The organism is Lancefieldella parvula, from assembly GCF_963530955.1.
Classification (GTDB): Bacteria; Actinomycetota; Coriobacteriia; order Coriobacteriales; family Atopobiaceae; genus Lancefieldella; species Lancefieldella parvula_A.
Genome location: NZ_CAUSFQ010000002.1, coordinates 1 through 16,854, shown reverse-complemented (window position 1 = coordinate 16,854; position 16,854 = coordinate 1). Strand labels below are relative to the sequence as shown.

Annotated in this window: 13 protein-coding genes and 3 tRNA genes; 7 read left to right on the top strand and 9 right to left on the bottom strand. The window is 48.9% G+C overall.

The features are described from left to right. Position 1: 1 nt before the first annotated feature. From RWJ43_RS00405 to RWJ43_RS00390, 4 genes are read right to left on the bottom strand one after another with little or no spacing between them, the layout of a single operon-like run. Complete coding sequence (locus RWJ43_RS00405) at positions 2 to 1,285, bottom strand: Stp1/IreP family PP2C-type Ser/Thr phosphatase (protein ID WP_314006679.1); 1,284 nt, start codon at positions 1,283 to 1,285, stop codon at positions 2 to 4. Next, positions 1,269 to 1,682: an FHA domain-containing protein gene (locus RWJ43_RS00400; RefSeq protein ID WP_012809422.1), complete on the bottom strand. Its 414-nt coding sequence runs from the start codon at positions 1,680 to 1,682 to the stop codon at positions 1,269 to 1,271. The genes RWJ43_RS00405 and RWJ43_RS00400 overlap by 17 nt, the downstream gene beginning before the upstream one ends. Then, complete coding sequence (locus RWJ43_RS00395) at positions 1,682 to 2,800, bottom strand: FhaA domain-containing protein (RefSeq protein WP_314006677.1); 1,119 nt, start codon at positions 2,798 to 2,800, stop codon at positions 1,682 to 1,684. Before RWJ43_RS00395 ends, RWJ43_RS00400 begins: the two co-directional genes overlap by 1 nt. Further along, positions 2,787 to 4,583 (bottom strand): bifunctional serine/threonine protein kinase/MFS transporter, encoded by a 1,797-nt coding sequence (locus tag RWJ43_RS00390; protein ID WP_314006675.1) that lies wholly within the window; start codon positions 4,581 to 4,583, stop codon positions 2,787 to 2,789. The genes RWJ43_RS00395 and RWJ43_RS00390 overlap by 14 nt, the downstream gene beginning before the upstream one ends. A gap of 133 nt (positions 4,584 to 4,716) precedes the next feature. On the opposite strand from RWJ43_RS00390, the gene RWJ43_RS00385 reads away from it, so the two are divergent. After that, positions 4,717 to 4,803, top strand: a tRNA-Leu gene (locus RWJ43_RS00385). A gap of 40 nt (positions 4,804 to 4,843) precedes the next feature. On the opposite strand, the gene RWJ43_RS00380 is transcribed toward RWJ43_RS00385, so the two are convergent. Next, complete coding sequence (locus RWJ43_RS00380) at positions 4,844 to 5,062, bottom strand: DUF6724 family protein (protein WP_314006674.1); 219 nt, start codon at positions 5,060 to 5,062, stop codon at positions 4,844 to 4,846. 110 nt (positions 5,063 to 5,172) lie between these two features. Here RWJ43_RS00380 and serS point away from each other — a divergent pair, with 110 nt between their 5' ends. Both serS and RWJ43_RS00370 read left to right on the top strand, forming a co-directional pair. Further along, positions 5,173 to 6,456: a serine--tRNA ligase gene (serS, locus tag RWJ43_RS00375; RefSeq protein WP_314006673.1), complete on the top strand. Its 1,284-nt coding sequence runs from the start codon at positions 5,173 to 5,175 to the stop codon at positions 6,454 to 6,456. Positions 6,457 to 6,597: 141 nt separating this feature from the next. Then, complete coding sequence (locus RWJ43_RS00370; protein ID WP_314006671.1) at positions 6,598 to 6,918, top strand: hypothetical protein; 321 nt, start codon at positions 6,598 to 6,600, stop codon at positions 6,916 to 6,918. A gap of 36 nt (positions 6,919 to 6,954) precedes the next feature. On the opposite strand, the gene RWJ43_RS00365 is transcribed toward RWJ43_RS00370, so the two are convergent. From RWJ43_RS00365 to RWJ43_RS00350, 4 genes are all read right to left on the bottom strand, one after another. Continuing rightward, positions 6,955 to 7,031: transfer RNA gene (locus RWJ43_RS00365), tRNA-Arg, on the bottom strand. 112 nt (positions 7,032 to 7,143) lie between these two features. After that, positions 7,144 to 7,234, bottom strand: a tRNA-Ser gene (locus RWJ43_RS00360). A gap of 55 nt (positions 7,235 to 7,289) precedes the next feature. Continuing rightward, positions 7,290 to 8,225, bottom strand: coding sequence for a tRNA glutamyl-Q(34) synthetase GluQRS (gene gluQRS, locus RWJ43_RS00355; RefSeq protein WP_314006670.1), 936 nt, complete (start codon positions 8,223 to 8,225; stop codon positions 7,290 to 7,292). Positions 8,226 to 8,227: 2 nt separating this feature from the next. Then, a complete protein-coding gene (locus tag RWJ43_RS00350; RefSeq protein ID WP_314006668.1) occupies positions 8,228 to 8,857 on the bottom strand; it encodes a GNAT family N-acetyltransferase in 630 nt (209 codons plus the stop codon). A 140-nt stretch (positions 8,858 to 8,997) separates the two neighbouring features. Here RWJ43_RS00350 and purH point away from each other — a divergent pair, with 140 nt between their 5' ends. The 4 genes from purH (at position 8,998) to RWJ43_RS00330 (ending at position 16,814) form a co-directional block, all read left to right on the top strand. After that, complete coding sequence (gene purH, locus RWJ43_RS00345) at positions 8,998 to 10,587, top strand: bifunctional phosphoribosylaminoimidazolecarboxamide formyltransferase/IMP cyclohydrolase (RefSeq protein ID WP_314006666.1); 1,590 nt, start codon at positions 8,998 to 9,000, stop codon at positions 10,585 to 10,587. Positions 10,588 to 10,640: 53 nt separating this feature from the next. Further along, a complete protein-coding gene (locus RWJ43_RS00340; RefSeq protein WP_314006664.1) occupies positions 10,641 to 11,303 on the top strand; it encodes a hypothetical protein in 663 nt (220 codons plus the stop codon). Between the two features lie 395 nt (positions 11,304 to 11,698). Next, positions 11,699 to 15,253 carry a pyruvate:ferredoxin (flavodoxin) oxidoreductase gene (nifJ, locus tag RWJ43_RS00335; protein ID WP_314006662.1) on the top strand — a complete coding sequence of 1,185 codons (3,555 nt, stop codon included), beginning with the start codon at positions 11,699 to 11,701 and terminating at the stop codon, positions 15,251 to 15,253. 148 nt (positions 15,254 to 15,401) lie between these two features. Then, positions 15,402 to 16,814 (top strand): MurT ligase domain-containing protein, encoded by a 1,413-nt coding sequence (locus RWJ43_RS00330; protein WP_314006661.1) that lies wholly within the window; start codon positions 15,402 to 15,404, stop codon positions 16,812 to 16,814. Positions 16,815 to 16,854: the final 40 nt, after the last annotated feature.

The window sequence follows — 16,854 nt, the reverse complement described above, 5'->3', positions numbered from 1 at the left end:
CCTACTCACCTCCCGAACTTGTTGTTGACGTTGTTGTTTCTGTTGTGGGTGTTCCGCCAGACTGAACGTCTTCTTTCTTTTTGACCGCTTTAGTGTTGGCGTCGTCAATTTGTTTGCGGTAATTCTCGACGGTGCTATGTGCTTCATCCTCGTTCTTAACGCGAATTCCGTCTGCAAGAGAGTCTTGAACTGCGTCAGGCAAATCTTTTATTTCAATCGACGTAGTTTCAACAAGCGAAGACATGTTTATGCCGGCAATTGTTGTAGGAATACCTCGATAAACGCCAACGGTAGTTCCGTTAATTCCTAAGTACCACTCGCTGCTTACAAACAGGAAGAACACCGCAACAGTGGCTGCAAAGAGCGCAAGGAACGAGACAAACGTGGCAATGACGCCACGAGTAAGGTGTTTTCTGGTTTGATCGGCTATGCCGTCGTCCAAGACATCGATGACAATAACGGTAATGTTGTCTGAGCCGCCATAGGTAAGAGCTGCGGAAACAAGGTTATCGGCAGCCTTTTGTGGCGTGACGTTAGAGACAGCAATGGACTCAATCTCATCGTCGGGCACCATGCCAGAGAGACCATCGGAGCACAAGATGATGCGGTCACCATCAGATACTTCAAGCGAGAAATGATCTGCATACATGTCTGGATCAGAGCCAAGAGCTCGCGTAACTACCGAGCGAGAAGGGTGTGTGCGAGCCTCATCAGCGGTAATCTGACCAGAATCAATGAGCTCCTCAACATAGCTGTGGTCATGAGTAATGCGGACCAGCGTGCCATGATGGAGCAGGTAAATGCGAGAGTCTCCAACATGAGCAACGGCCATCTGATTGCCCTCAATGAGGACAGCAGAGGCAGTGGAGCCCATGCCAGGTTTGCCAATACCCTTTGCAGGGGCATCAATAACTTCCTGGTTAGCAGCCTCAATTGCAGCGCCAAGACGGACATCGTCTGCGGTACTTGGCGCCTGTTCGGCAATAACCTTAACAGCAATGGAGCTTGCCACCTCACCGGCGGCGTGACCTCCCATACCATCGCAGATGGCAAAAAGGGGAGTGCGCAAAAGGAACGAGTCCTCGTTATGCTCGCGAACTAATCCCACGTCAGAGCGGGCGCCCCAAGAAATAAAGGTGTTAGAGCCAGAAGCTGCCTCTGCGTCACAGCGACCATCAAGTGGCAGCTCGCAACGACCAGGAGCACTCACGGGCTCTTGTGTAGGTGTATCAGAAATATGTGTTGTATCAGAAGAAACCATGAGCCTCTTATCGACGTCCAACACGCATAATCACATCGCCGACCTGGACTTCGTCTGTGTCGCGAAGGGTAACAGGCTGCTCGATGATGTGACCATTAACCATGGTTCCGTTTGTGGATCCAAGGTCTTCAAGTACCAGAGCAGGGCCCTGGATAGTAAAGCGGGCGTGTGAAGCAGAAACGTAAGGTTCGTCAATCACAATGTCAGACGAAGGGGAGCGTCCAATAACAACAGGACCCAAGATGTCTACGTGAAGACCACGTAAGGACTTGACGCCCTTCTCGACATCAACGGACCAAATAGCTCCGTCTTTGCGCTGACCGCGGACAAGACCAATGCCCGTGCGCATGACCGAGAACAGGAAGATGTACAACAGGACAACAAGCAGAACACGTCCTGCAAAAAGAATCAAATCAATCATTAGTTCTCCCGGAACTGAAGGTCCATAAGACCAATAGTAATGAGGTCTCCGTCTCGCAAAATAACCTCATCTACGTCGATATCGTTGACAAGCGTTCCGTTAGTGGAGTGCAAATCAGCAATGTGCCAATCATGACCGTCGTAGGTCATCTCGGCGTGACGTCTTGAAACGTTAGGATCGCGCAAAACAACATCAGCCTGAGAGCGCTCGCGACCAATAATGGCGCGAGGAGCTTCGACGCGATATGAGCGACCACTCTGGCGGTCAATTAAGATGCAGGTAGCGTCCATGTTTGCACGAGGAGTTCCCTGTAGAGCGCGAGAAGAACGTCCGCCCATGCCATTGAGCTGCGCATCAAGCGAAGGTGTCACACGACGCTGAGTCATGGGAACGGGGGCCGCAGTTGGAATAGCGCCGTTCATAGGCAAATCAGGAAGCCCATTGGAAGCAGGAAGAACGGGCATAGGTGTTGATTCTGCTGCGGAAACAACAGGAATAGCGCCCTGCGCCTCAACAAAATCTGGTGGCATAACAGCAAGGCCCGCGTCGGTGCCAGCAAGATCACCGAGTACCTCTGGCGTTGCATTTTCTGCGGAAACAGGACGAACCACAGAAAGAGAATCTGGTTCTGGCTGTGACTGAGCGACTGCGTGTGGATTGTGCTGCTGTGGCATTTGCGCTGCAGCTCCACCAACGCTTGAGTTGCCACCCAGGAAAGCACGTTCTTCATTGCGTAGCTGGTCAAGAGTGTTACCGTCAACGTTTTCTGCAAAAACCGCAAATCTGCCTGGCTTCAAGGTTGGATCAACCATGAAGCGGACAAGAGGCTGACCAACAAAGACATACTCTTTTTGCTGAGCCTGTGTGGCTACAAAGTCTGAAATCTCTGCCGTTAGATCAGCATAAAGAGGGCGCATCAGTGAATCGTCTTGAGGTGCAACTAAAACGGTATACAGAGCTGGTGCCGTATCTATACCATCAATCTCATACGTTTCACGTTCCATCTCTTTAGCTGCGCGTTTAGCAAGCTTCTTGAAAGAGAAGGGCTCTGCGTATCCCTGTGGTGCGGCACCAAAGACCGAACCAATACGGTTTTCAAAGTCACTAAGAAAGCTCATCTAATTCCTCGCCTTCCTGATCCGCATGAAGTGGACCTATCAGGACAATTGCAATGCATACAAGTACACATAAGAATACCGTAATTAGTACTGAAACTATACTTTCAACTAACCAAAAATTAGGATTCTCCATCCAAGCTGCCCATATAAAGCCCCCTGTAAGTACTGCAGCGCAGACAATTTGTCCAAAAATCATCCAGCCACGACGCCTTTTTTGGCTCAAAAGTGAACCTAAAAAGGCAGAAAGCGCACAGGATCCAAAACGAACCCAGAAGGGAAGTCCCGAAGCAAGCGAGGTGTAGTCATAGGCAAGAGGAGTTGCGGCAAAACCCAGCGATAGGCCCCTGACCATAAGAATTGCAAAAAGATAGCTAAATGACCCTGTTAAAACTGCAGCTAAAGGTCTCATTGTTGCCGAGGCAAGAGCAGGCGCAAAAACAGGAGCAGGCAATAGCGCTCCCGTAAGGCAGTTGATGCTACTGAATTTTGAAACTCTTCCCGCAAATGCCCACCAGATAACGCTTACTAAAGTTACAAGCGTTGCAAAAGGAAATGAAGTGCTGGTAGGACTAATACTTGCCAGAGCATATACCGCACATGCAATGACAAGTGCAGATCCCAAAGGTGTCCAAAGAGCTGTGGCTGCTGCGCCCAAAAGAGTGCCTGCCACAATGAACGTAAGTGATTCCGGAGCAATAAGGATAAACAACTGCGCGAGAAGGGCTGCGGTGACCAGGGCTGATACGCCGCGCACAGCAGCCGAGGGCAGCCAGGGGAAGCGAATTGAAAGCGGGAGGTGCTTGACGTCCCAGGTCTCGGTCTCCTCTTCTTCCGACTGTTCTACCAGGGATCTGAGGCTTTTCTCGCCCTGCTTTTCGTTGCCAAGAGGAGCAACAATTTCTTGCGCAAATTCAGACACACTGCCTTGTCGCATGGATGGTTCGGGAGAAAGTGCCTGCGTTAGAGCGGTATCTACAGCAAACGGAACCTCGGGATCTTCTTTGAGCAGAGGAATTTTTGGGCCTTTATAGATGTGATCAAGGGATTCTTTAGCCGTTCTGCCCGCAAATACATTGACGCCCGTTAGCGCCTGCCGCAGAACAACAGCAAGCGAGAAAATATCAGCGCGCTCGTCAACAAGCATGCCTTCAACCTGTTCAGGAGGCATATAGCCTACGGTACCGCCACGGGCACCGCCGTAACCAGCAGCCGAGGCAAGTGTTGCCATACCAAAATCGGCAAGTTTTACGGTACCCTGGCGGTCAATCATGATGTTTGTTGGCTTGATATCCAGATGAAGTACGCCATTATCGTGGGCATATTGCAGTGCCTTCGCAAGCGAAGACACCATATGGGAAGCCTCGGCGTAGGTAAGGTAGCCACCTTCAACGCGAGCCAAGAGCTCCGATAAGTTAAGACCATCAACAAACTCCATGACCAGATAGGCGTAATCGCCTTCAATCTCAAAGTCATGAACGGTCACAATGTTGGGATGAGCCAACAAACAGGCAGTTCTTGCCTCAGAGAGAGCCTCGTCAACGGTAGAAGCAAGCACTCCGGGTGTTTCAGAGGCGCCTAACAGCGGCATGCGTTTAATGGCTACGCGTCTTTGCAAACGAGTATCCCAGCAGGTGCAAACGGTGCCAAAGCCTCCGTTGCCTCTACGGGCAAGGACGCGATATCGGTCCAGCAAAATCTCTGGCTCAGCCGCAGGTGATGCCTGCTGAGCAGAAGATGAATGTAGATATGTAGTCTGCGTGGTCTGCGACCGCGAGTCACTCACGGCAACCTCCTGTGTTTAAAGTGTGTTTGTCGGCCGTGACTACTTATATTCTACCGCTGAAAAGAAATTTCTTATATATCTATTGTTTTTCCATTAGAAGAAAACAAAATGTTGTAGTATTATTCCCTAGCACGCGGGTGTGGCGGAATTGGCAGACGCGTACGGTTCAGGTCCGTATGAACGCAAGTTCATGGGGGTTCAAGTCCCTTCGCCCGCACCATTTGCATTTAAAAAGCCCCTTTACGGGGCTTTTTTGTTGCCTATTTGTTGTCTGCATCAAAGTCAGACCAGCCTTCTTCGTCTTCTCCAAAGAGGTCCCAGTCGTCTTCAGTCTTCTTGTGGTTGAAATACATCTTTTTGGTTTTGCGCTCTAACACAAAAGAAATAACCAAAAAGAGCAAAATTCCACCAAGTACGAGGAACAACACACCGGTCTTATCGCCAAAAAGCCAGCCGACAAATGAGTTAATTACGTCCATAATCTAGCTCCAGAACATGTGAAGGGTTAAGAATCTGAATACAAGTATATACTTGGTAAGCTATAAGAAAAAATGCACTGCTAAAAAGTGTTGATTCAAGGAGAAGCTGCATGCTTGATATCAAATTTGTGCGCGAGAATCCTGACCTCGTAGATAAGTCTTGCGAGTCCAGGCAAAACGCTCACTGGGATCGCGAGAAATTCTTTGAGCTTGACGAGGAGCGCAGAAGCGTAATTGCCGAGGTTGAGTCTCTTCAGGCAGAGCGTAATGCTGTTTCTAAGCAGATTGGCCTTCTTATGCGTGAGGGCAAGAAGGAAGAGGCTGAGGCAGCTAAAGAGCAGGTAGCAGCTAACAAAGACCGCATCGCAGAGCTTGATCAGCTCCGCGGAGAGGTTGAGGAAGAGCTCACCGCCCTTGTTGCAGCTATTCCAAACATTCCTGACGCATCCGTTCCTTATGGCAAGGATGACTCCGATAACCCTGAGGTTCGCAAGTGGGGAGAGCCAACTCAGTTTGATTTTGAGCCAAAGGCGCACTGGGATCTTGGACCCGAGCTGGGCATGATTGATTTTGACCGTGGCGTAAAGCTTGCAGGAACTCGCTTCTATCTTCTTGGTGGCATGGGCGCTCGCATGGAGCGTGCGCTTATCAACTTCATGATTGATACACATAACCAGGCAGGCTTCAAAGAGTGGTGGCCACCAGTTATCACAAATCAGGATTCTCTGTTTGGCACTGGTCAGCTTCCTAAGTTTGAAGAGGACCTCTATCACGTACAGCCTGACCTCTACCTCATTCCAACTGCTGAGGTCCAGCTTACAAACATCCATCGTGATGAGATTCTGGACGCATCTCAGCTCCCTCTGCTCTATACCGCATTTACTCCATGTTTCCGCGAGGAGGCAGGTTCAGCTGGTCGAGATACCCGTGGCATCATCCGCGTTCACCAGTTTGACAAGGTAGAGATGGTCAAGTTTGCAAAGCCAGAAGACTCCATGAACCAGCTTGAGTCCATGGTTCAGGAAGCCGAGAAGATCCTTCAGCTTCTGGGTCTTCCTTATCACGTGGTTACTCTCTGCACTGGTGACATTGGCTTCTCTGCATGCAAGTGCTATGACATTGAAGTTTGGCTCCCAAGCTATAACGCATACAAGGAGATTTCTTCTTGCTCTAACTGCTGGGATTTCCAGGCTCGTCGTGCAAATATCCGCTATAAGGATCCAGCAGAGTTCAAGGGCACCCGTCTAGTTCACACGCTTAACGGCTCCGGTCTGGCAGTTGGCCGTACCATGGCTGCAATTATGGAGAATTATCAGAACGCAGATGGCTCCGTTACCGTTCCCGAGGCGCTCCGTCCTTACATGGGTGGCATCGAGGTTATTCGACCAGAATAGTTTCTCTTTTTAATCAAAATTGATTCAATCTCTGAAATGGTCTTCTAGTGAATTGTGAAGACCATTTCTTTTACTGATTTATAGAACATATGTTCTATAAATTTGCTATACTGAGATCAGTAAAGGAAGAAAGAGGTGGCTATGAAAGGTCTGGTAGAGGTACAGAAAGAAATTGTATTAAGGCAGTTTGTGCAAGGCAGTGCGGCAAAAATTGGATTCGGCCACAAGGAGTTTTATTCAGAGATCCATATTGCATCAGAGCAACTTGCAACTTTAAGAAAGTGGATTTCAGACCAAGGTAGAGTGGGTTTAAAAGATTTAAGTCCACAAGAGTATCTGGAGGTCATCATGGCGGAAACATGCATGGCTGAGGTAATGGATGAGCTTGATGAAGCCGGTATTTCTTATCAGTATTTGTATGCAAACTCTTCCGGTGAAGTAGCTTTAAGACCAGGTAGATAATAAAAAAGAGCTCCCGAAGGAGCTCCTAAGTTCAAGTGGTGCGGCGTATAGGATTCGAACCTATGACGCCCTGATTCGTAGTCAGGTCCTCTATCCAGCTGAGGTAACGCCGCGTGCAAGTAGATAGAATGCCATTTTCCAGTTGAAAATGCAAGACTAATCTTAGAAAAAGTTCTTCTTGGTAAGAAAAAAGCTCGTTGCAGAGATGCAACGAGCAGAAAATTCTGGCGGAGAGCTGGGGATTCGAACCCCAGATGGGCTTGGGGCCCATACTCGCTTAGCAGGCGAGCACCTTCGGCCTCTCGGTCAGCTCTCCAAAATGGGTGCTTGAGAATAATACCCCGAACTGGCGTCACTCACAATAAGACATTTTACAAAACATGTGAAAAATGCTCAACAACCACGTTTTTTCGGTGAGCGCGAAGTACATCCCATGAAAAGCGATTGGCAACTTGTGCTGCAGAAAGAGGCTCTTCTTTTTCTGCAAGACCTATGCAATAAGCCAGAAAGCCAAGAATCTCTTCTGGTGTTTTTCCTTGGTCTCTCAGAACACCAAGGTCTAGATCGTGATTGCGTTTAGAAAGTCTCCTGCCATCTGGCGCAACAAGTAGCGGGAGGTGAGCATAGATGGGATGAGAAAAACCAAGCACGTCTTGCAAATAAAGCTGTCTGGGAGTAGACGAGAGAAGGTCTGATCCTCTAACTACTTCAGTTACGCCCATATCAGCATCGTCAACTACTACAGCAAGCTGATATGCAAAGACTTCGTCTGCACGCTGGACAATAAAGTCTCCACATAATTTAGAAAGATTTTGAGATATTTGACCATAGACTTTGTCTTCAAACGCGTAGGTCTTATGAGGAACCCGTATGCGAGTTGCTGGAATTTTATGTTTGGAAAGCTCTTCACGCTCGGATTTGCTTAGGTCGCGGCAGGTTCCCGCATAGACATATGCACCATCGCTGGCATGAGGGGCTTGTGCAGCGTGTAAGTCTGCTCGGGAACAAAAGCAAGGATATAAAAGTTCCTGCTGTTTCAATTTCAATAGAGCGTCCTGATAGAGCTTAGTACGCTTGCTTTGGAAAAACGGCCCTCTGTCCCAAGTTAGTCCCAGCCACTGTAAATCATCTAGGAGAAGAGAGGTGTATTGAGGATTATGAGCACGAATATCTAAGTCTTCAACGCGAAGAATGAAGCTGCCATTTTGGGAGCGAACGCTGGCCCAAGCCATAAGCGCTGAGAAAACGTTGCCTAGGTGCATCCTTCCAGAAGGAGTTGGCGCAAATCTTCCAATGTAAGAACTCATTCTTAGAGATCTCCCGCATAGATATAGGCAAATCCATAGTCTTTTGTTGATGACTTAATAGCTGCCTTATCTTTACAGGTGAGGCCTTTGTGCTGATAGAAACCAAAGTCGCAATCGTCATCAGTTGCAAGGAAGTAATGCTTAGCTCCTTGCTCTTTCATAAAGTCCAGAACGTAGGAGAAGAGCATGCCCCCAATACCTTGGCTCTTTATAGCGGGGTTAACGCAGAACAGAGTAATTTCCCATTTGGCATCGTTAGTGTTTGTGTTCCAATAATCATGAACAAGATGAGATTCGACATCACCAAAGATCTCGTAGTCCTTAAAGCGAGCTTCACTCAATAGTTTCTTAGCTTTTGCTGTTGTTTCGTTTTCTAACTTCTGCCATTTTTCAAAATCTGCTGGAGTTTCTCCGTTTGAGCAGAAAATAAGACCAAGTATTTGACCATCTTGCTTTGCTACAAAGCGATGAGTAGAAACGCCAAGAAAATAGGCGATATCAATAGTTGCAAGTGAGCGACTTTCATCTTTTGATTCATCGCCATCCAAGTACCAGACACGTTCAACGATTGATATAAGTTCTGGTAAGTCAGTATCTTCGAAGGGGACTATGATTGGAGTATCGGCAGACATATGAAATAGTTCCTTTCAGGTGTTTTACAGCGGAAGATTATAGAATAGTTTCAAGTTTGTTTACATCTAGTACGTAGTGTTTCGCAGCTGATAGGCTGTAAGTGTTTCTGATAGCAAGTGTCGAACACAAAGGAGCGGCAATGGCTGAAGCCCCTATCAAACGTGCGCTAATTTCGGTAACAGACAAAACAGGTATTGTTGAATTTGCACAAACGCTTACTAAAGAGTTTGGCGTTGAGGTAATTTCAACAGGCGGAACCGCAAAAATCCTCGAAGAGGCTGGTGTGCCTGTAGTTCCTATTGAGTCTTATACCGGATTTCCAGAGATGATGGACGGCCGCGTTAAGACGCTGCATCCTCGTGTTCATGGTGGTCTTTTGTGCCGTAGAGATAATCCCGGTCATGTTGCAGACGCAGAGAATAATGGTATTGGCATGATTGACCTGGTCTGCGTTAATCTCTATGAGTTTGAGAAGACTGTAGCTGATCCATCAGTAACTCTTGAAAACGCAATTGAGCATATCGATATCGGTGGACCTTCAATGCTCCGCTCTGCTGCAAAGAATAATGATTTTGTTACGGTTGTTGTTGATCCGGCAGATTATGGTCGTGTTCTTGATGAGATGCGTGTCCATGACGGTGCAACCACAAGGGCTTCTCGCCAGCAGCTGGCTTTGAAGGTATTTAAGACAACGGCTGCATACGATGGTGCTATTGCCGCATACCTTTCTGGTGTTGTTGAAGCAGAGCAAAGTAAATTCCCAGAGACTTTGCTGGTAAAGGCAACAAAAGAACAAGATCTTCGTTACGGAGAAAATCCTCAGCAGTCCGCGGCGTTTTATAAAATGCCTGGAGCTCCTGCACACTCTCTGGCAAACGCTCAGCAACTTCAGGGTAAGCCCTTGTCTTACAACAATTTGCTTGATACTGATGCAGCCTGGGCTGCTGTTCGTGAGTTTGATGATCCATCAGTCATCATTTTGAAGCACCAGAATCCTTGTGGATCTGCTACGGCGGAAAATGTTGTTGAGGCATACGATCGAGCATTTGCTTGCGATCCAGTCTCTGCGTTTGGTGGAATTATTGCAGTTAATAGAGAGGTTCCTCTGGAGTTTGTTGAGCACTTTGCAGACATCAATAAGCAGTTTGTTGAGGTTCTTATTGCACCAAGCTTTACAGAAGAGGCTCTTGAGCGCCTGTCAAAGAGAACAAATCTTCGCGTATTGGCTACGGGCGGAATCGATAGAAGCCGCGAGCTTGAGATGAGAACTGTTGACGGAGGTCTTTTAGTACAAGACCTTGACCACGCAGACGAAACTGCAGATAGCTTTGAGGTTGTTACTAAGCGCCAGCCAACTCCAGAAGAGCTGAACGATTTGGTATTTGCTTGGAAAGTTTGCAAGACCGTTAAGTCAAACGCCATTTTGGTTGCAAAAGATCAGGCTGGAATTGGCATGGGACCAGGTCAGCCTAATCGTGTTGACGCCGCTCTTCTCGCGTGTGGGCGTGCAGAGGCAGCTTGTGAGCGCATGGGAATTGATTCAAAGAATCTTGTGGCAGCATCTGATGCCTTCTTCCCATTCCGAGATAACGTTGACACACTAGCAGCTCATGGCGTAACGGCTATCATTCAGCCTGGCGGATCTGTCAGAGATGATGAGTCTATTGCTGCTTGCGATGAATACGGCATTGCAATGGTGTTTACAGGTAAGCGACACTTTAGGCACTAGTCTGCTAAGCCGGGAATAGCAGTTCATTTCATAAAAAGTTGGGGGAGGACACTGTGGACCAGGAAGAGTTAGAAGCGGCTCAGAAGTTTGAGCTTGATAATCCAGAACTTGTTTGTCGTTGGAGACTGGCTGGAGGTGTTCTCCCTCTTGATAACAGGCATTTACGTGCGCTGAGTAGACGAGTTGTTGCTCAAAAAGATGTTTCTCCGCATTTGATTGCTTGGGCTAAGCAGCACATCGAAGGAACGCTCAAAGAGGGATCGCAAGAATATCCAGACGGCGTTCTTATGATTTTGCTCGAGAGCAATGGTCAGGCCGCTATGACAGTTGGTCCTTACCAGTATTTAGAGGAGAGCTCTGTTCTATCTCTTGCGGGTCGCGCAAGAATTTCACAGCGAGAAGAGCAGCAAACCCATTGCGCACCAGAAGTGCTCTGGCTAGTGAAGGACGGAAAGCTTATCGCAGGTATCTCAGAAGAAAGCGTTCGATCAGGAGCCACAAGTTTAGTGTTAGACCTGGCACAGACTCTTCATGAGCCAACAGAGTTTAATCCAGACGTTATTGCCCAGGTATTTGATGGAACCGCCGAATTTGATGAAGCTTTTCTTACTTCAGATGAACATGGAATTGTATGTGCTTCTGATGCTCAAGGCGAGATAGGAGAGCGTTTCTTATTTGGTTACAAGAAACTTTGTGAAATCAAAGCTGCTAAGTAATCAGATAAGTGCGATATTTAAGGCTCGTCCAGCAAAGGGTGCGCAACGCACGATGAAGCTGTCGCACGTTGAGCGCCTACGTAAAAATCTGTCTGTTTTTCAGACAGATGGCTTCTTGTGTACTTGAATATTTTGTCGATTTACAAAAAACTTGCACTTTAGTGTTATGTTTATTTTGTAATTCCGCAGGTAGAAATTCCTACCTGAAAATAGGTATTTGTCAGCTTGTATTTCTGATTTGTTTCATTGTTTTTTTGCGCAATAATAAAAGCATTATGCGACCGCTGCCGGCCGAACTATGAAACATGTTTCCATAGTCACCCAGGGTCTACAGCTTTATTTTGGATCGCACAGACGCATACTGTGAGAAATCACAGATTAGGCAAGGAGAGGAAATGGCAAGAAAGTTTAAGTCCATGGACGGTAACAACGCCGCGGCTTACGTGTCGTATGCGTTTACCGAGGTAGCGGGCATTTACCCAATTACCCCATCAAGTCCAATGGCAGACTATGTTGACCAGTGGTCCGCCCAGGGTGTAAAGAACATCTTTGGTACAACCGTCAAGGTTGTCGAGATGCAGTCCGAGGCTGGCGCAGCTGGTGCTGTTCACGGTTCTCTTGGTTCAGGCGCTCTGACCACTACCTACACCGCTTCTCAGGGCCTCTTGCTCATGCTTCCAAACATGTACAAGATTGCCGGCGAGCAGCTCCCTGGTGTTTTCCACGTCAGCGCACGTACCGTTGCAACCCATGCACTGAACATCTTTGGCGATCACTCTGACGTAATGTCTGCTCGCCAGACTGGCTTTGCACTTCTCGCAGAAGGCAACGTCCAGGAGGTTATGGATCTGGCTCCTGTTGCTCACCTCGCAGCAATCAAGGGCAAGGTTCCATTTGTTAACTTCTTCGACGGCTTCCGTACTTCTCACGAGATTCAGAAGGTTGCTGTTTGGGATTACGCTGATCTGGCTGAGATGTGCGACATGGACGCTGTCCAGGCATTCCGTGATCACGCACTGAATCCAGAGCACCCATCAAGCCGCGGTTCCCACGAGAACGGCGATATCTTCTTCCAGCACCGCGAGGCATGCAACGAGGTTTATAACCAGCTGCCAGCAGTTGTTGAAGACTACATGAACCAGATCAACGCTAAGCTTGGTACTGACTACGGTCTGTTCAACTACTACGGTGCAGAAGACGCTGATCGCGTTGTTATCTGCATGGGTTCCTTCTGCGATACCCTCGAAGAGGTTATCGACTACCTGAACGCTCATGGCGAGAAGGTCGGTCTGGTTAAGGTCCGTCTCTATCGTCCATTCTCTGTAAAGCACTTTGTTGACGTTCTTCCTGAGTCCGTCAAGAAGATTGCTGTTCTCGACCGCACCAAGGAGCCAGGTTCCGTTGGTGAGCCTCTCTACGAAGACGTTGTTTCTTCCCTCTATGAGGCTGGTCGTACAGGCATTAAGGTTGTTGGCGGTCGTTACGGCCTTGGTTCCAAGGACACCCCACCATCATCTGCATTTGCAATCTTCGAGGAGCTCAAGAAGGATGCTCCTCAGCGTGAGTTCACCGTTGGTATTGTCGACGACGTTACTAACCTGTCTCTCCCAGAGGATCCTGAGGCTCCTAACACTGCAGCTGAGGGCACCATTGAGTGCAAGTTCTGGGGTATCGGCGGTGACGGTACCGTTGGTGCTAACAAGAACTCCATTAAGATTATTGGTGACCACACTGATAAATATGTTCAGGCATACTTCCAGTATGACTCCAAGAAGACCGGCGGTATCACCATCAGCCACCTGCGCTTTGGTGATCACAAGATCCGTTCTCCTTACTATGTCACCAAGGCAGACTTTGTCGCATGCCACGTTCCTGCATACATCATCAAGGGCTACAAGATGGTCCGCGACGTCAAGCCTGGCGGTACCTTCCTGGTCAACTGCCAGTGGGATGCAGAGGAGTTTGCACACCACCTGCCAGCAGAGGCAAAGCGCTACATTGCTAAGAACAACATCAATGTTTATCTGATTAATGCAATTGACCTTGCCAAGGAAATTGGTATGGGCAAGCGCACCAACACCATTCTTCAGTCCGCATTCTTTGCTCTTGCAAAGGTTCTCCCAGAGGCAGACGCGCTTCAGTACATGAAGGATGCTGCAACTCACTCTTACCTGAAGAAGGGCCAGAACATCGTCGATATGAACCACAAGGCAATCGACGCTGGTGCTACTGCATTTACTAAGATTGAGATTCCTGCTGATTGGGCTACTGCGGAGGATGCTCCAAGCACAATCACCCTTGAGGGCCGTGAGGCTCTGCTCAAGCAGGTTCGCGACATCATGACTCCAGTCTCTCGTATGGAGGGTGACGCACTTCCTGTTTCTGCATTTAAGAACCACGTTGATGGCCAGTTTGAGCTTGGCGCTGCTGCTTACGAGAAGCGTGGCATTGCTGTTGTTGTTCCTGAGTGGAACGTCGAGAAGTGCATTCAGTGTAACCAGTGCGCTTATGTCTGCCCACACGCAGTCATTCGTCCATTCGTCCTTACCGACGAAGAGGTTGCTGCTGCACCAGCACAGTCTCAGTTCAAGGATGCCGTTGGTCCTAAGGCTAAGGGCTACAAGTTTGAGATTGCAGTTTCTCAGCTCGACTGCACCGGTTGCTCCAACTGCGTCTACATCTGCCCTGCAGATGCTCTGACCATGAAGCCAATCGAGGAGCAGGCGTCCAAGCAGGAGATCTTCGACTACGCAGTCAACCACGTCTCCGAGAAGACCGAGCTTGTTGCTAACAACGTCAAGGCATCCCAGTTCAAGAAGCCTCTTCTTGAGTTCTCTGGTTCCTGCGCAGGCTGCGCTGAGACCAGCTACGGCCGTCTGGTCACTCAGCTCTTCGGCGATCGTATGTTCATCTCCAACGCAACCGGCTGCTCCTCCATTTGGGGTAACCCAGCTTCTTGCTCACCATTCACTACCGATGCAAACGGCCACGGCCCAGCATGGAACAACTCCCTCTTTGAGGACAATGCAGAGCACGGTATGGGTCTGATGCTTGGTCACCAGGCACAGCAGAAGCGTCTCCTGGAGCTTGCTCAGCAGCTTGTCGATGAGGACGGCGCATCTCAGGACCTCAAGGATGCTGCTAAGGCATGGATTGAGTCCGTCAACGACGCAGCTCTCTCCAAGGAAGCTTCTAAGACCTTCGTAGTTGAGCTTGAGAAGTCTGATCTTCCAGCAGCTAAGGAAATCCTTGCTAACAAGAGCTTCCTCACCAAGAAGTCCTTCTGGATCTTCGGCGGCGACGGTTGGGCATACGACATCGGCTTCGGTGGCCTTGACCACGTTCTTGCTTCCGGCGAGGACATCAACGTTTTTGTCTTCGACACTGAGGTTTACTCTAACACCGGCGGTCAGTCCTCTAAGGCTTCCCGTCTTGGCCAGGTTGCACAGTTTGCTGCAGCTGGTAAGGACATCAAGCAGAAGAACCTTGCTGAGATTGCTATGACCTACGGTTACGTTTATGTTGCTCAGGTCTCCATGGGCGCAAACCTCCAGCAGACCCTCAAGGCAATTGCTGAGGCAGAGGCTTATCCAGGACCATCCCTCATCATCGGTTACTCCCCATGCGAGATGCACTCCATCAAGGGCGGCATGGCTCACGCACAGGAGGAGATGAAGAAGGCAGTCGAGACCGGCTACTGGAACCTCTATCGCTTCAACCCAGCTGCACCTGCAGGTAAGAAGTTCACGCTTGACTCCAAGGCACCTAAGGGTGGCTACCAGGAGTTCCTGATGAACGAGGCTCGTTACAGCCGACTCACCCGCGAGTTCCCAGAGCACGCAGAGAAGCTCTTCAAGGAGAACGAGGAAGCCGCAATGGCTCGCTACGATCACCTTGTACGCCTCTCCGAGCTCTACGCAGCAGAGAAGAAGGAGCAGCCTGAGGAGTAAGGCAACTTACTTTCACGTAGCTTCAGCCGAGCCAGGACATCCTGGCTCGGCTTTTTTATGCGACATTTTTGGCGAGAAGCCCTGTGTTCTTCAAGCCCTTCTCGCGAGGTGATAAACTAGAGAGACTTTGCTCACGATGGGAGTTACTGTGGCACAAAAAAAGAGCAGACTATTTCCTGTAGCTTTTCTCGCTGCTAAAGCAACGCTTGCAGCACTTAAATTGACTAACCATGAAGGTGGAACGTTGCCAGGTTTTATTGCCGAGGGCATTGATCCTGCATTTTTGGGAGACATTGCTAAGCCAGAGCAGATTGTCTTTATCACTGGCACAAACGGTAAGACAACCACCAACAACCTGCTCAACGATCTTCTCGCTGATAATGGCTATCAGACCGTTACCAACCGCGTTGGCGGCAATATTTCCAGTGGCTTTGCAAGTTCGTTTGCAAAGAACGCCACTTGGAAGGGTACCTCAAAGACTAAGCTTGCAGTTATGGAGTTCGATGAGCTCTCGGGACCTCGTATTTTCCCGTACCTGCAGCCCGATATTTTGTCCGTTACTAATCTGTTCCGTGATACGTTCTCTCGTAGTGCAACTCCAGACTACGTGTTTGACGTTATGGACAAGGGCATTCCTGCTTCAACTCATCTTATTTTGAATGCAGACGACATGATTAGCTGCAGACTTGCTCCTCAGTGCACTCATCGTACGTATTACTCCATCGCAAGGCTGGCAGAAGACACTGCAGAGCCAGTAGGCATTGTTTCGGACCTTACCGCATGTCCTCAATGCGGCGGCAAGCTCAAGTGGGATTATGCCCACCTGAGGCATCTTGGCCATGCAACCTGCGAAGAGTGTGGCTATACCAATCCAACGCCTGACTACGAGGTCATCTCGGTTGATCCAGAGACTGGCACGTTTGTGGTCAAGGAGCACTGCCACGAGGGCGCACCAACATACGAGTACAAGCTCAACAGCTACTCAATCGTTAACCTTTACAACCTGTTTGTGGCTATCGTTACCGCACGTGAGATGGGTCTTGCACCTGCAACTATCGCTGCGTCCTTGCAGCGCGTTAACATCGCTTCTTCCAGGTACAACGAGATTGACTACAATGGCCGCCGCCTTATTAGCATGGCTTCTAAGGGCGAGAATGACACGGCAACTTCTGTCACTATTGACATCCTGCGTAAACAGCCAGGTGATAAGGCAATCATCATCATGATTGCCGATGCATATATGGCAAAAGCAAAGGATCAGACAGAGTACATTGGTTGGTACTACCAGACTGACTTTGAGTTCTTGCAAGACCCAAGCGTTAAGCAGGTCATTATTTACGGTGACACATCGCTTGACCTGCAGCTTAGGCTCAGGCTTGCGGGCATTGATCCAGCTAAGACCTTTGTAGCAAACTCTCCAGAAGAGACAGCTGATTTGGTTGATCTTAACGCTTGCCAGCACGTTTTCTATGCACATGGCCTCTACAACGGCGGAATTGCTGACATCAGCAGAAACCGCATTATTGAGCGCTTGAAACAGATGGAGACCTCCCATGAGTAATCCAGCAACTAAGATTGAGATTCTCTATCCAGAGTACGGT

Bases quoted from the DNA above. Each gene is read 5' to 3' on its own strand.
- RWJ43_RS00400 (WP_012809422.1), bottom strand. From the start codon at position 1,682: ATGATTGATTTGATTCTTTTTGCAGGACGTGTTCTGCTTGTTGTCCTG.
- RWJ43_RS00395 (WP_314006677.1), bottom strand. From the start codon at position 2,800: ATGAGCTTTCTTAGTGACTTTGAAAACCGTATTGGTTCGGTCTTTGGT.
- RWJ43_RS00380 (WP_314006674.1), bottom strand. From the start codon at position 5,062: ATGGACGTAATTAACTCATTTGTCGGCTGGCTTTTTGGCGATAAGACC.
- serS (WP_314006673.1), top strand. From the start codon at position 5,173: ATGCTTGATATCAAATTTGTGCGCGAGAATCCTGACCTCGTAGATAAG.
- RWJ43_RS00370 (WP_314006671.1), top strand. From the start codon at position 6,598: ATGAAAGGTCTGGTAGAGGTACAGAAAGAAATTGTATTAAGGCAGTTT.
- gluQRS (WP_314006670.1), bottom strand. From the start codon at position 8,225: ATGAGTTCTTACATTGGAAGATTTGCGCCAACTCCTTCTGGAAGGATG.
- RWJ43_RS00350 (WP_314006668.1), bottom strand. From the start codon at position 8,857: ATGTCTGCCGATACTCCAATCATAGTCCCCTTCGAAGATACTGACTTA.
- purH (WP_314006666.1), top strand. From the start codon at position 8,998: ATGGCTGAAGCCCCTATCAAACGTGCGCTAATTTCGGTAACAGACAAA.
- nifJ (WP_314006662.1), top strand. From the start codon at position 11,699: ATGGCAAGAAAGTTTAAGTCCATGGACGGTAACAACGCCGCGGCTTAC.